Consider the following 15,083-nt stretch of genomic DNA (forward strand, 5'->3'; position numbering starts at 1 on the left):
TCATCACATCATTTTAGTTAATGTGTTTACTATCTGGTGGAGGTGAGCCAGGCAGAACAGCACAGAAGGAGCCCCGTCATGGCGTTCTATCGACAACTCGGCAACATCCCACCGAAGCGTCACACCCAACACCGTGACGAGTCCGGCAACCTCTACTACGAAGAGCTGATGGGAGAGGAAGGTTTCTCCTCGGATTCTTCGTTGCTGTACCACCGCGAGATCCCGTCGGCCATCGTCGACGCAACGGTCTGGGAACTGCGCGATCAGAGCACAACCCCCAACCATCCCCTCAAACCGCGCCATCTGAAACTCCACACGCTGTTTCCCGAAAGCACCTGGAACGAGACCGACGTGGTAACCGGCCGTCGTCTCATCCTCGGAAATGCCGACGTGCGATTGTCCTACGTCGTTGCGGCAGCGCCATCTCCCCTGTATCGCAACGCAATCGGCGACGAGATGGTCTACATCGAATCTGGCGAGGCGACCGTCGAGACCGTCTTCGGTGCACTCGAGGCCAGTGAAGGTGACTACGTCCTGATCCCGATGTCCACAACGCATCGATGGATCCCCAAGGGTGACAAGCCACTTCGTGCCTACGCCATCGAGGCGAACAGTCACATCGTCCCGCCCAAGCGCTATCTTTCCCGCTTCGGCCAGCTGCTCGAGAACGCACCGTTCTGTGAACGAGACCTGCACGGACCGATCGCGCCCATGATCGCCGAAGGAACCGACGTCGAGGTACTGGTCAAGCACCGAACGTCGGCGGGCATCGTCGGCACCCGAATGGTTTATCCCACGCACCCTTTCGATGTCGTCGGCTGGGACGGCTGCCTGTACCCGTACACCTTCAACATCTCCGACTACGAGCCGATCACGGGCCGTGTTCACCAACCGCCGCCGGCCCACCAGGCGTTCGAGGGAAACAACTTCGTGATCTGCAACTTCGTTCCGCGCAAGGTCGACTACCACCCCCTGTCGATCCCGGTGCCGTACTACCACTCGAACGTCGACTCGGACGAGATCATGTTCTACTGCGGCGGTGACTACGAGGCGCGCAAGGGTTCCGGCATCGGTCAGGGTTCGATATCGATTCATCCCGGCGGCCACGCCCACGGACCACAACCCGGCGCCTACGAGCGGAGCATCGGCGCCGAGTTCTTCGACGAGCTCGCCGTGATGGTCGATACGTTCCGGCCCCTCGAATTGGGTGAGGGAGCCCTTGCCTGCGAGGACGAAGCGTACGCCTGGAGTTGGGCAGGGCGGGGGCCTCGGCAATGACGATCATCTCCCCACTCCTGCGCGGCCTGTGCGACGACGCAGCACTTTTCCCACCCGGCAATGCTCCTCTCGCCGAAGCAATTCCGGCCCACGCCGCCTACCTGCAGGCGGATTACGACGCACTGGTCGGGCCTTTCGTTTTTCCCGCACCGCGACTGGGCGAACTGGCTGCGTACGTTTCAGCGGACAGCCCGGTGACGCTGAGCCTGACCGTGCCGGCCGGCCCATCCGATACGGCGGCCGCACTCTCGAACGCGCTCGCCATCCCTGGTGTTCACGTCGCCGCCGTCGAGGTGGGAATTCCAGACGGGTTGGACGCCGATGCGGCCTTCGAGGAAATCGCTCGTGTCCATGCCGCTCATCCCGACGTCGACATTTTTGTCGAGGTGCCTCGAGGTGATCGGCGCGCGGGCTATCTGGCAGCTCTCGAAACTGCCGGGCATTCCGCAAAGTTTCGCACCGGCGGGATTGTCGCCGAGGCGTACCCGAACGAGGAAGAGCTCGCCGATGCGGTGATATCCGTTGTCCGAGCCAATATCCCGTTCAAGGCGACTGCGGGACTGCACCACGGCGTGCGCAACACCGATCCGGAAACAGGCTTCGAGCAACACGGCTTCCTCAACATCATGGTGGCCGTCGACGCGGCGAGGCGGGGCGCCGATCGTTCGGAAATTGTTGCTGCACTGTCTCAGCGCGATGGAAAATCGATCGCGCAAGCCCTGGCCGACCTCACCGAGGACGAGGCCGGCGAGGTGCGTCGCCGATTCCTCTCGTTCGGTACCTGCAGCATCTCGGACCCTCTGACCGAGCTGGAAGGCCTCGGGTTGATCGTCCGCTCCGACAAAACCGAAGGAACTCTCGTATGACTGTCACGACCATCGACATTCCCGCCGACTCACTGTTCGGTCTCGACAATCTGCCGTACGGGGTCTTCTCCCCCGCGGGAGGGTTACCGCGTGTCGGTGTGCGCGTCGCCGAATCGGTGGTCGATCTCGCAGCGACACTGGGTGATTCCGTCTTCTCCGAACCGACTTTGAACGCGTTCATGGCTCAGGGACGAGATCAGTGGGTATCGGTGCGAAACCGGATCACGGAGCTCGTGACTAGCGAAATAGACTCGAATGCAGTGTTTTCCGTTGATTCGGTGACAATGCATTTGCCGATCGCAGTGGCCGATTACGTCGACTTCTACGCCTCGGAGAATCACGCAACCAACCTCGGGCGGTTGTTCCGCCCGGACGCAGCCCCCTTGATGCCGAACTGGAAGCATCTTCCCGTCGGATACCACGGGCGCTCGAGCACCGTCGTCGTCTCCGGCACCGACATCGTTCGTCCCTGCGGACAGCGGAAGGCACCCGATCAGGAAAGCCCGGACTTCGGACCGTCCCGGCGCCTCGACATCGAAGCCGAGATGGGATTCATCGTCGGAACTCCCTCGAAGATGGGCGATTCCATCACCCCGGACGAATTTGCCGAGCACGTCTTCGGCGCCGTCGTCGTGAACGACTGGTCTGCCCGAGACATCCAGGCGTGGGAGTACGTGCCCCTCGGTCCGAACCTGGGGAAGAGTTTCGCGACCTCCATCTCACCGTGGGTCGTTCCCTTGCTCGCTCTCGAAGCAGCCCGAATCGACACTCCGGTGCAGGATCCCGAACCGCTTTCCTATCTGCGTGGTGAAGAGAAGTGGGGGCTGGACATCGAGCTGGCCGTCGAATGGAACGGTCACGTCGTCTCCCGGCCGCCCTACGCCCAGATGTACTGGTCGCCTGCGCAGATGCTCGCGCACACCACCATCAACGGCGCAGCAGCGAGCACCGGCGATCTCTTCGCGTCCGGAACCATTTCCGGACCGGACAAAGATCAGCGCGGCGCCTTCATCGAGTTGACGTGGGGCGGCAAGGAACCCGTAGCTGTGGGCTCCGAGACCCGTACCTTTCTCGAAGACGGCGACACCATCGCCATCTCAGCCACCGCTCCCGGCGTCGGCGGATCACGAATCGGCTTCGGGGATGTTCACGCTCGGATCCTGCCTGCAACGCAAACCGAAAGATAGTGATTGACAACTGTTTGATTCACGCTGATCTGATGTCCGGAATTCCTTGCCTCACGATTCTCCGAAGATAAGCTGGACTAACCATCCAGAGCGATCGAGAGTCCTGGCTCCGTGACGTCGCAGCAACCCCCTCTGCTGAGGTGCGGGTGCTTTCTGCCAGGTCCGATGGAGGACTCGTGCCAGGCGATCGACCCCGTACCTCAGTGGGGACAGCAGCTGTCATCGTGATCGTGGGTGGTGGACCCCGCGGAACCGGCGTACTCGAGCGGATCCTCGCTCACGAATCGGTGAACGCCGATCCCACACCGATCGACATTCACGTTGTCGACCCGTATCCGGCAGGCGCCGGCCGTATTTGGCGAGGCAGCCAGGCGCCGCTTCTGTGGATGAATTCGACAACCGCGGACGTCACGATGTTCACCGACGAGACCACCGCCGTGATCGGCCCGGTGCTGCCGGGTCCGACCCTCGCGGAATGGGTCGCCGAGCGCTCGGCTGAGCTTGCCGAATTCCCAGAAATCGCAGCAGAAGTTCCGACGCTCACCCCGTCGTCGTTTGCATCGAGGTCACTGCAGAGCCGATACCTGAACTGGGTGTTCGAGACTGCAGTCGACTCCGCGCCAGCGCACGTCGACGTTCGAGTTCATCGACGATCCGTGGTCGACATCGTGAACGTCGGCGAGACACAGACAGTTCATCTGGACGACGGAGCTGTCATCGACGCGACGACCGTCCTTCTCGCACAAGGGCACCCCGATGCGTTGCCTGCCCCACGCGAAACCGCGCTGACCAGCTTCGCGTCCGATCACGGGTTGACGTATGTGGGTCCGGGCTACACTGCCGATCTCGACGCCGATGTCATTCCCGAAGGCGAACCGGTTCTGATCGCCGGACTCGGGCTGGCTTTCATCGACTGGATGGTTCTCCTCGCCGAGAGCCGTGGCGGCATCTTCGAACGCGGTGAAGACGACGTCCTCACTTACGCTCCCTCGGGTCGGGAACCCCTGTTGTATGCCGGATCTCGTCGCGGAGTGCCGTATCATTCCAAGATTTCGTACTCGATCGCTGACGCGCGGCCACCGCTACCGCGGTTCTTCACCGCTGATCTCGTTCCCGGCGACGGACCGTTGGATTTCCGAAACGACATCTGGCCCTTGGCGTCGAAAGAACTGGCAGGCGCCCACTATTACGAGCTGTTCGCATCTCACCCGGATCGGACAGTGGGCACCTGGGAGGAGTTCGACGCCGAATTCGCCTCGCTGGCTTGGGGATCGCCTCGATTGCAGGAACTGGTCGAGAACGCAGTCCCGAAGCCGGAAGACCGTATCGATCTCGAGCGGCTGAACCGCCCACTCGGCGGTGAGCGCTACGACGGGCTTGCCGAGGTCCAATCCCGGATCACCGAATACATCTCGGCGGATGTCGCGCGGAGGTCGGACCCGTATTTCAGCGCCGACGCGGCTGTCTTCTCAGCGCTGCTGTCGACGTACATGACCGTCGGAGAATTGTTGCGGCGCGGCAGAATCCCGGCCGAATCCGTCGCCAAGGACGTCGAGGGTTGGCTTCATTCGTTCTTCAGCTTCATCGCCAGTGGTCCGCCGCCCGAGCGTTTGGAACAGTTGATCGCCCTCAACGAGGCGGGCATCGTCCAATTCCTCGGGCCGGATTCAGCGTTCTCCACCGAGATCGACCCGGCAACGGGGGCTGGGATCTTTGTCGCTCGCAGTGCGTCGCACACCGACATCGTGGCCGCGAACACCCTCGTCGAAGCACGCTTGCCGGTTGCGTCCATCAGCGCGAGCGGTGACTCGCTCCTGCGGACGCTTCACGGTCGGGGTGAGGCAGTCGAACTTCGTGCGACCGTGGACAGTTCGGCGAAGCTCGCCGTCGACGGTACTTCACGAATTCTCGACCAGAACAACACAGCTCATCCTCGCCGCTTCGCGGCCGGGCCGTGGGTTGCAGGCCACAACTGGTCGGCGGCTTTCCCTCGTCCCCGTACCAATGCGGGGTTTTTCCGGCACAACGACGCCCTGGCGGCGGAGATTTTGGGCGCTACGCGCGTGTGAGCGGTTAGGGAGTCCTGGGACTCCCTAACCGCTCACAGGGGGCTGTGCCCCTAGCTGAACACCAACTCACCCTCGTCAACCGCGACGGTGATACTGCCGCCCTCTTCGAGGAGATCGTCGAGCAGCATGTCGGCGATCTTGTCGTCGACCACACGCTGAATCGAACGACGCAACGGGCGAGCCCCGAACTCGGGCTGATGCCCGTGCTCGGCGATCCAGTCCACCGCGTCGGCAGTGAACTCGATCTCGATGCCCTTGGACTGCAGCCGCTTCCGGCTGTCGTCGAGCAGCAGATCAGTAATCCGGTGCAGTTGCTCGGTGTCGAGCTTGCGGAAGATCACGATCTCGTCGATACGGTTGAGGAACTCCGGCCGCATCGATTCGCGCAACCTGGCCATCACGCGGTCGCGCAGTGGCTTCTCCGCCGACTCTGCATCACCCGTGGTGAAGCCGAGTCCACCGGACTTGCTCGAGATGATGTCCGAGCCGAGATTGCTGGTCATGATCACGACGGTGTTCTTGAAGTCCACCGTCCGACCCTGACCGTCGGTCAGACGCCCGTCGTCGAGCACCTGGAGCAAGGTGTTGAACACGTCCGGGTGTGCCTTTTCGATCTCGTCGAGCAGGATCACCGAGTACGGGTTACGACGCACCTGTTCCGTGAGCTGTCCGGCCTCGCCGTAGCCGACGTATCCGGGAGGAGCACCGACCAATCGGCTGACCGTGTGCCTCTCACCGAACTCACTCATGTCGAAGCGCAGCATCTTGTTCTCATCTCCGAAGAGTGTGGCAGCCAGAGCTTTTGCGAGCTCCGTCTTGCCGACGCCAGTGGGTCCGAGGAACAGGAAGCTACCGACGGGACGATCCGGATCGCTCATACCGGTACGGCTACGACGCACGGCACGCGCGATTGCGCGAACGGCGTCATCTTGCCCGATGACACGACCGTGCAGTTCCTCTTCCAGACGGCGCAGGCGATCTTTCTCTGCCTGAGTCATCTGGCTTGCCGGAATACCCGTTGCGCGAGCGACAACTTCGGCGATTTGTTCAGCGGTCACGTCCGGCGTTTCCTCGGAAGGAACCGAGGATCCTGCCTTCTCGAGACGCTTTGCGACGCCGTTGATCTCGTCACGCAGGGTCGACGCCTTCTCGTACAACTCGTCGGCGACGGCTTTTTCCTTGTCGCTCTCGAGCTGCTCGAGACGCTGCTGCAGCGCAGCGGTGTCTACCGTGGCCGTCTTCAAGCGAAGCCTGGCGCCGGCCTGGTCGATCAGGTCGATTGCCTTGTCCGGCAAGAACCTGTCGCCGATGTAACGTGCCGACAGCTCCACCGCAGCGGTGATCGCCTCGTCGGTGTAGTGCACCTTGTGGTGATCCTCGTACCGACTGCGCAGTCCGCTCAAGATCGCGATTGCGTCCTCGATCGACGGCTCTCCGACCTGTACGGGCTGGAAGCGCCGCTCGAGCGCGGGATCCTTCTCGATGTTCTTGCGGTATTCGTCGAGCGTGGTGGCGCCGACGATGTGCAGTTCACCGCGAGCGAGCTTGGGCTTGAGGATGTTTCCGGCGTCCATCGCACCGTCTGCGCCGCCTCCGGCACCGGCGATGGTGTGCATCTCGTCGATGAAGACGATCAGCTCGTCCTTGTGTGCGGTGATCTCGTCGATCACCTTGGTCAGCCGTTCCTCGAAGTCACCGCGGTAACGGGTACCCGAGACCATGCTCGAGAGTTCGAGCTGGACGATCTTCTTGCCCACCAACGATTCCGGGACATCCCCGTCGACGATGCGCTGGGCGAGACCTTCGACGATGGCAGTCTTGCCGACGCCGGCCTCACCCACCAGGACCGGGTTGTTCTTGGTGCGGCGGGAGAGGATCTCGATGGTCTGTTCGATCTCGTCGGCGCGGCCGATCACCGGATCGACGCCGCCGTTGCGGGCGCGATCGGTGAGATCGATGCCGTACTTGTCGAGCGTCGGTGTGGTGGACTCGTCTTCGACTGGACCGGCTGCGGGATTCTGAACCGCTGCCTGCAGCTTCTCCGGCGTGATGCCGGCCGAAGCGAGCAGACGACCCGGAACATGATCGGGGTCACCGGCCAGGGCGATGAAGAGATGTTCGGGGTCGATGTACGTCGATCCCAGGGCTCGGGCCAGTTGATGAGCCTCGAGTAGAGCGGTTTTCACGGCACTGCTGAGCGCAGGAGCAGAGTAGCCCCCCTGCTCACGGCCTTGTGGCAGCCGCAGGTCGACGGCGTCGACCACGGATTTCGGGTCGGCTCCGGCGCGCTGCATGAGCGTGCGGACCGGATCCTGCTCCGCCATGACGCGGAGAACGTGCAGTGCATCGAGATCCGAATCACCGCGAGCAGCCGCTACACGTGCAGCGTCAGCCATGAGTTGCTGGGTGGCCCTGCTCATGAGCCGGGAAATATCGATGCGACCGGGACCCTCGGGCCCGAAGAATGCTGGCATTCCGAAGCCTCCTTGCAGAAAGTTGAGCGTTACTGACTCAATTAACGTGCATGGGGCTCGATCAATTCCCGCCGCCTCAGATTTGTTTCAACACCATCCAGTCGCCGATCGTTCTCAACTACCGAAAGATCCGGTAGACCGACCGACCGGGTACGCCTCGACGCGCATGATCACCGATCCCGCGCAGGGACCACTCTTGATGTCGGTACGCCACGAACCTTTCAGACTGCCATCGGGCTGAGGCGTGTAATACGCCTCGGAGTGCGCCGGTGCCCACACCTTGGGCACGCCCTCCCCCTGGTAGCAATCCCACTCCCAGTCATAGGGGTGCACCCAACTGGTTCCGTCCCAGGTGTATCGAGCAGGCTGCGGCAACGTCGGATTGGCGGGAGCCGGACCGCCGACCACTGTGGCGATACAGACTCCGCTCGAGCAATCCGTCTCGAACGTGTATGTATCGGAGAAATCCGGCTCCCACTGGCTGGCGGCCAGACTTGTGCCCGTCTTGGTCGCGGCGAAGCGCTCGAGCGAGTAATCACCGGACCAATTCGCATCCGCCGCCCCCGCGGGCATCGCCCCTACGACAAACCAACCAGCAACCAGCGCAACCACCAACAATGACTTCCGCATGCGTGAAGTGAATCACAAGCCATGTCCGAATTGTCGGATACTGACCACAAGAACACCGACGACGATCAGCACCAGCGAAACCAACGGCAATGCTCCCGCACCCCTGTCCGCCAAGATCAGCCCGCCTACGACGCCGCCCGCTGCGATCGCCGAATTGAAGATCGTCACGAAAACCGATTGCGCAGTGTCCACAGCGTCGCCCGTCGTATCCGCGAGCGCCGCCTGAAGGAGAGTGGGAGCGCCTCCAAATGCCACGCCCCACGCCGCAACGCTGAGTGCGATCACAGCGAAGCTGTCACCGCCGACGCCCAACGCCGTCAAAGCTGCGGCAAAGACCACCAAGCTCAGCACGGTGAGACTTCGAAGGGCCCGATCGACGAACACCCCGACCACACCGATGCCCACGAAGGCGAAAAGTCCGAACACGAACAAGACGATTCCCAACCGATCGCCGAAACCGATGCGATCCAGAAACGCCGCCAGATACGTGTACACGATGTTGTGCGCGAGGATCCACAAGAACGCGACAAACAGAATCGGTCGTACGCCAGGCAGGACCAAGACTTTCCACACCGGCAGCTGCCGATCCGCTTGTTGCCCGGGAAAGTCCGGCATCACCGTGAGTATCCACGCGACCAGAAGTAGCGCAGTAACCGACATCACGGCGAAGACGACGCGCCAATCGGCCAGGGTCCCGAGCCACGCCCCCATCGGAACGCCGATTGCCAACGCGATCGGCTGTCCGACGGAGGCAACCGCAACGGCCCGCCCCTGCAGGTGAGGGGGCGACATCCTGCGTGCGTACCCGGCAAGCAACCCCCACACCACACCTGCCGCCATACCTGCCAGAAACCGAACACCCAAGGTGAGAACAAGATTCGACGAAAGCGCTGTCACCAGATTGAAGACACCGAACCCCAGAATCGCCGACACAAGGACAGCACGCCGTCGCAATCCTCGGGTCAATGCGATCAGTGGTACCGCCCCGACGACGGAACCCAATGCGTATGCGGTGACCAATTGCCCTGCGCCGGAGACCGATACGGACAACCCTGACCGGATCTGCACCAGTAGTCCGGCCGGCATGGTTTCGGTTGTGATCGCTATGAAGCCTGCCATTGCGAGTGCCGACAACCCGGCCAGCGGTAGTGTCCGGACGGAATCGGTCTCCGCCAGTGCCGAAGTCGCCGTCCCGTCCGAGTTCGAGCTCACCTCGTCGGTGTTTCGGGACTGCCTTCACCCGACTGGCCGGAACGGACCAGTTCTGCAATAGACGCCCAGTCCATCTCGCCCTGACCGTTCGCCAGAGCCTGAGCGAGCACGCCTCGAAGTACGCCACCGAACGGCAAATCCAGATCGACGCTGTCGGCGGCGTCGAGCGCAAGCCTCAAATCCTTGAGGCCCAGAGCTGTGGTGAATCCTGCAGGCTCGTACTGACGCGTCGCGACGAGGTTTCCGTAGCTGGAGTAGACCGGCCCCGGGAAGATCGTCGAGGTCAGCAGTTCTACGAGTTGGCTTCCGTCCACACCTGACCTCTCCCCCAATGTGATTGCCTCGCCCAAGGATTGAATCGCGGCGAGGATGAGGTAATTGCCGATGATCTTGACGATGTTGGCCTGCTCCGGACGCTCACCTTGTGGCCACGTGCGAGCACCGATGACGTCGAGGAAGGGTTGCACTCGCTCGAGGAGGGAACTGTCGCCGGCGGCGATGATGTTCAACTGGCCAGCCTGAGCAACAGAAACGCGTCCGAACACCGGCGCCGCGATGTACCCGATGCCGTACTCGGCGTGCAGTGCGGCGGCGCGCTTGGCAAGGTCGACGCTGACGGTGGCCATGTTGACGTGCACGGTTCCACTCGGAACGGATGCGAGGACGGCGGGATCCAGAATGGCCGAAGACACGGCCGAATCATCTGCCAACATCGACAGCACAACACCGGACTGGAATGCCTCGGCAACGGTTTTCGCGCCGATCGCCCCTTCCTCGACCAGTTCGGCTACCGCTTCAGGGCTGCGATTCCACACCGTCACGTCGAAGCCTGCGCCCAGTAGATTTCGAGCGATGGGACGGCCCATCGCGCCCAAGCCGACCACGGAAACAGAAGTCATGGATTTCCCTCTCGAAAGTGCTGAACCATCTAAGACGGTTCAAGACTCTCACACGGGTACAGTTGCTGTCGAACCGGTTGAGATGGTTCGCCACGAAGGAGGACGAAAGTGAACGAAGCAGGAGCTGATCAATCCGCTCGGGACGTGTTTCGACTCGACAACGACACGCTCGCATTCCGCTTCACCGCCACCCTCACCAATCGGAACGGCTCGAGGTTCGAACGACTCACGAGCCCGCAGCGACTCGAATTATGGTTACGCGCCAACGATCTGATGGACGCCCCCGCAACCGCGACAGAAGACGACCTCCGCGGCGCGCAGGATTTACGTGAGGCCATTCATCGCATCGGAACCGCCGTGTGCGAGAACCGCCGTGCCTCACGCACCGATGTCGGGATCGTCAACACCGCATCCGAGCTCGGTGATGCCCACCTCGTCCTCGAGAGTGGCCGGGCCCTCTGGAAATCAGCCGGAGACAATCCGATCCGCGACGCTTTGTCGATAGTGGCTGCCGACGCGATCGCGGTGCTCGGTGGAGCCGACCGGGACCGCGTCAAAGCCTGCCAGGGCGACGGGTGCACCGGCCTCTACGTCGACACCAGTCGCGGCAACAACCGACGCTGGTGCTCGATGAACATCTGCGGAAACAAAGCCAAGAAATCCGCGATGACCGCTCGCACCGACTAGCTCATCTCACCTTCACCGCGACTTCATTTCGCCGCCACTCGGTTCCACAGCTTCTCGATCGGCGTCGACAGCAGGAGAAGAAACAGCGGGAAGTACGACGTCACCGGAACGAGCACACTGACGAGCAGCGCCACCACCATGATCAGGAAAGTGACGATTTCAGCGGTGAAATGCGGCTTCGCATTCTCTTCACTCAACGACGGGTTGCGAACCAGACCCCACGCGACCACCGCCAGGCACGCAGCACTGGCTGCCATTGTCCCGATGTAGAGAGCCCTGGTTCCGAGATCCTGCGACGGCGCCGCAACGAGCGCTGTCGGGAAGGGCAGGAACACGATGGTCATCACCCACAACCCCAGTCCGCGAACGACCACCTTGTCCGCGTCGACCACAAAACGAAGCAGCCGATGCTGCGACCACCAGAGCCGGAAGATCACCAGAAAGCTCAGGGCGAACGAGTAGAACTGCGCAGCGTGATCGCGCAGGAGTTCCGACGTGGTGCCGTGGTGGTCACTGGTGAGTTCGACCAGCGGCAGTACGAGCAGCGTGATCGCAATGGCGACAATCGCGTCGATGAAAGTGACGTAGCGCTCGAAGTAGCGGGTGCGTTCCGCAATCTCAGCCATTGCGGAAGCATAAGCCTCACAACAGGAAACAGACCGGCGACGCCACTTTACGGAAGCACGTATCCGGAAACATACAATTAACGAATCAAATTCGTTAGATCTCTTGACCGTGGCGGAGCCCATCCCCATACTTAACGAATCACATTCATTAAGTGACTCGCATCACGCCACCAGGGGTCGGTTCAGCCACCCCCTTCAGGACATGGGGTTGCCCTAGTGCCGATCAACGCTTCGACGAATACGCAGTCCGACCGGGTTCCACTCACCGCCAACCGCGGTATTGCCGTCTTCAGTATCGGCGTCATGGGGTTCATCACCGCGAACCTCATCCCCCTGATGATCGTGGCAATGGTCGAGGACCTCGGTGTCACCGAATCCGCTGCCGGTGCCGTTCTGACCGCATCGCTGCTGGTCTGCGCCGTCACCTGCCTCGCCACCACCCGAACCGCCTCGGGCCGGCATCGCCATCTCCTCGGCCGCGTCAGCCTGATCGCGATGGCAGCCGCATTCGGCGTTGCGGCCATCGCACCGTCCACGACAATCGCATGCGCCGCGATCATCGTCGGCGGTATCGGCGCTGGTGGATCCGCATCCGTTGGCGGAGCGGCACTGGCCGCGCTCACGAACCCGGACCGGGCGTCAAGCATCAGCGGCCTCGTGAACCGTGTCGTCGTCACAGCCGTCCTCGCTCTCATACCCATCCTCGGCACACACATGACCAACGCATTCGGCATCGTCGCAGTCCTGGCACTGGCTACCGCAGCAACGGTCACCTGGTTGCCGTCGTCCCCGGTGAAAGAGTCGCCGGAGATGGCGAAGTCCGCCAATACGACCACAGCTCTCCCCGCCGGGGTCAGCGCGAAACGTCTCACTTTTGCCGGAACCGCATTTCTCGCGATGCTTGCAGTCTGGGCGATCAGCGAGGACTCGTTGTGGGCAGTACTCGGCATCATGGGTTCCGAGCACGCCGGGCTCTCGGATCAACAAATGAGTCTCGCACTGAGCGCATCAACGGCGGGTGGTGTGCTCGCGGCTGTTACCTTGACCGCGTTGGGTTCTCGGGTCAGTCGGACAGTATCGATCTCCGTGCTACTGATACTCGGGGCAATTCTGAAGCTGTCTGCCGGCCTCACCACCGATCCCACGATCTACCTGGTAGTGGTCATCGCTTGGAACACGATCTACGCGGCCACGTTCATCGTCCTGGTTGCCATCTCGGCCGCGCTCGACGCGGCCGGCCGATGGTCGGCGCCACTACTGGGCACCTACCTCATCGGCTCCGCGTTCGCGCCGCTGTTCGGAACTTCGGTGACGGCCGGCCTCGGGTATCCGACCTTCGGAGTCATCATCTCGGGGATCAGCTTCGTTCTACTGGTCCCGTTCGCCTTGGTTTCCCGACTCTCTGCACATACCGAAGGTGCGTATCGTCACCACAGCGCCGCCATCACTACTACCGTCATCGCGTAAGGATCACGTAGAAGTCATGAATGACAGCATCACTCACTACCGCAACGGAAAGATCTTCACGGCTGCCGACGACGGATGGGCCGAGTCCATAGTCGTCGAGGACCACAAGCTCAGATTCGTGGGCGAAACCGTCTATGCCGATATCCTGGCACCCGACGCCGAGGTGATCGATCTCCAAGGCGCCGTCGTGCTACCCGGTTTCGTCGACGCACATACACATTTGGTCATGATGGGATTCGCGCTGCAGAAGTTGGATCTGCGTGATGCCACCGATCTCGCCGACATTCAGTCCAGCATCAAGCAATTCGCGGAATCGAACCCGGATGCACCACGTCTGCTGGGTCGCAGTTGGTTGTTCTCCGCGCTGGATGGAGGGCACCCGACGCGAGAGATGATCGACGCCGTCGTGCCCGATCGCCCGGTGTACCTCGACGCCAACGACGTACATTCGGTCTGGGTGAACACTGCAGCACTGCGAGAACTCGGCATCGACGCGGACACTCCCGATCCGATCGGCGGTCGTATCGGCCGGGATCCGGACACCGGAGAAGCCACCGGAATGCTGTACGAGACCGCCATGATGCTCTACGTCTGGCCGAAACTGGCGGAGCTCGCATCCGACGAAGACCGGGACGCCGCCCTCGCTCTCGCCTTCCGCCACTATCTCGAGGACGGCGTGACCGGTGCGGTCGACATGGCACTCGGCGCGGACGAATTAGCCTCGCTGGAAAGAGCATTGGACGCAGGAGACGGAACACTGCCGCTGCGTGTCGCGGCTCACTGGCTGATGACCCGCGAGGACAACGAGGCCGACAACGTCGGACAAGTTCACGACGTGATCGAACTCCACGAGCGCGTCCAAGGTCCGTGGCTCCGTATCGCCGGAATCAAGATCATCATCGACGGTGTGATCGACAGCTGCACTGCCGCAATGAAAGAGCCGTACTCGGACGGCACCAACGCCGAGCCCATCTGGGATCTCGAGTCCTTGATACCCGTCGTGACAGCCGCTGACGCCGCAGGCCTGCAGATCGCGATGCACGCGATCGGCGACGAGGCGTCGGAGATCGGATTGACGGCACTCGAGTACGCGATCGCCGCCAACGGAGACATTCCCCGCAGGCACCGAATGGAACACTTGGAGTCCATCACCCGGGACAACGTCGAAAGGCTTGCCCGCCTGGGAATCATCGCCTCGATGCAACCGGTTCACGCTGACCCTGCAATCCAGGAGAACTGGCAGGCGATGCTCGGCGACTACCGGGTCAATCGCGCGTACCCCTGGCCCGAATTCACCGAGGCCGGAGCGGTTCTGGCGTTGGGTTCGGACGCTCCGACCGCTCCCCACCCGCCGCTGCCGAACATGTTCATCGCCACCACCCGTCGATCCGCAATCGATCCGTCACTGGCACCCAACCTGCCGAAGTACGCACTCCCCCTCGCGGACGCGCTGGCTCACGCAACTCGCGACGCTGCCTACTCGTGCCGGTGGGAAGATGTGACCGGCCAGCTGGTTCGGGGTAAAGCAGCCGATTTTGTCGTACTGAAACAAGATCCGTTCACCGAAGGGGTCGATTCTCTCCTGACCACAGAGATTGCGATGACCGTCGTTGCTGGATCCGTGCGATACGACGCGGCCGGGGCCAAGAGCACCGAAGCACGGAACGCCGAGTCCGATAGCTGATCGT

Annotated in this window: 12 protein-coding genes; 7 read left to right on the plus strand and 5 right to left on the minus strand. The window is 62.1% G+C overall.

Going from position 1 to position 15,083, the window contains the following annotated elements:
• Positions 1 to 78: 78 nt before the first annotated feature.
• From RHP72_RS22880 to RHP72_RS22895, 4 genes are all read left to right on the plus strand, one after another.
• Positions 79 to 1,278: a homogentisate 1,2-dioxygenase gene (locus tag RHP72_RS22880; RefSeq protein ID WP_030535304.1), complete on the plus strand. Its 1,200-nt coding sequence runs from the start codon at positions 79 to 81 to the stop codon at positions 1,276 to 1,278.
• Positions 1,275 to 2,144: a hypothetical protein gene (locus RHP72_RS22885; protein WP_063315876.1), complete on the plus strand. Its 870-nt coding sequence runs from the start codon at positions 1,275 to 1,277 to the stop codon at positions 2,142 to 2,144. The genes RHP72_RS22880 and RHP72_RS22885 overlap by 4 nt, the downstream gene beginning before the upstream one ends.
• Entirely contained in the window at positions 2,141 to 3,331 is a 1,191-nt protein-coding gene (gene fahA / locus RHP72_RS22890) for a fumarylacetoacetase (RefSeq protein WP_063315875.1), read from the plus strand. The genes RHP72_RS22885 and fahA overlap by 4 nt, the downstream gene beginning before the upstream one ends.
• 176 nt (positions 3,332 to 3,507) lie before the next feature.
• A complete protein-coding gene (locus RHP72_RS22895; RefSeq protein WP_311093839.1) occupies positions 3,508 to 5,400 on the plus strand; it encodes an FAD/NAD(P)-binding protein in 1,893 nt (630 codons plus the stop codon).
• Between the two features lie 50 nt (positions 5,401 to 5,450).
• Here the strand turns inward: RHP72_RS22895 and RHP72_RS22900 are convergent, their stop codons facing one another.
• The 4 genes from RHP72_RS22900 to RHP72_RS22915 form a co-directional block, all read right to left on the minus strand.
• Positions 5,451 to 7,874, minus strand: a complete 2,424-nt coding sequence (locus tag RHP72_RS22900) for an ATP-dependent Clp protease ATP-binding subunit (RefSeq protein WP_058037788.1) — start codon at positions 7,872 to 7,874, stop codon at positions 5,451 to 5,453.
• A gap of 114 nt (positions 7,875 to 7,988) precedes the next feature.
• Positions 7,989 to 8,504 carry a hypothetical protein gene (locus tag RHP72_RS22905; RefSeq protein WP_311093840.1) on the minus strand — a complete coding sequence of 172 codons (516 nt, stop codon included), beginning with the start codon at positions 8,502 to 8,504 and terminating at the stop codon, positions 7,989 to 7,991.
• A 12-nt stretch (positions 8,505 to 8,516) separates the two neighbouring features.
• Complete coding sequence (locus RHP72_RS22910) at positions 8,517 to 9,716, minus strand: MFS transporter (RefSeq protein WP_311093841.1); 1,200 nt, start codon at positions 9,714 to 9,716, stop codon at positions 8,517 to 8,519.
• Positions 9,713 to 10,615, minus strand: a complete 903-nt coding sequence (locus RHP72_RS22915; RefSeq protein ID WP_003939725.1) for an NAD(P)-dependent oxidoreductase — start codon at positions 10,613 to 10,615, stop codon at positions 9,713 to 9,715. The genes RHP72_RS22910 and RHP72_RS22915 overlap by 4 nt, the downstream gene beginning before the upstream one ends.
• Positions 10,616 to 10,723: 108 nt before the next feature.
• On the opposite strand from RHP72_RS22915, the gene RHP72_RS22920 reads away from it, so the two are divergent.
• Positions 10,724 to 11,302, plus strand: a complete 579-nt coding sequence (locus RHP72_RS22920; protein ID WP_311093842.1) for a CGNR zinc finger domain-containing protein — start codon at positions 10,724 to 10,726, stop codon at positions 11,300 to 11,302.
• 23 nt (positions 11,303 to 11,325) lie between these two features.
• Here RHP72_RS22920 and RHP72_RS22925 read toward each other — a convergent pair whose 3' ends face one another.
• Complete coding sequence (locus RHP72_RS22925; protein WP_311093843.1) at positions 11,326 to 11,928, minus strand: TMEM175 family protein; 603 nt, start codon at positions 11,926 to 11,928, stop codon at positions 11,326 to 11,328.
• Between the two features lie 216 nt (positions 11,929 to 12,144).
• Here RHP72_RS22925 and RHP72_RS22930 point away from each other — a divergent pair, with 216 nt between their 5' ends.
• Both RHP72_RS22930 and RHP72_RS22935 read left to right on the plus strand, forming a co-directional pair.
• Complete coding sequence (locus RHP72_RS22930; RefSeq protein ID WP_311093844.1) at positions 12,145 to 13,395, plus strand: MFS transporter; 1,251 nt, start codon at positions 12,145 to 12,147, stop codon at positions 13,393 to 13,395.
• A gap of 16 nt (positions 13,396 to 13,411) precedes the next feature.
• A complete protein-coding gene (locus RHP72_RS22935; protein ID WP_162113757.1) occupies positions 13,412 to 15,079 on the plus strand; it encodes an amidohydrolase in 1,668 nt (555 codons plus the stop codon).
• Positions 15,080 to 15,083 lie beyond the last annotated feature (4 nt).

It is taken from the genome of Rhodococcus sp. SG20037, from assembly GCF_031763325.1.
In the GTDB taxonomy this organism is placed as follows: domain Bacteria; phylum Actinomycetota; class Actinomycetes; order Mycobacteriales; family Mycobacteriaceae; genus Rhodococcus_F; species Rhodococcus_F qingshengii.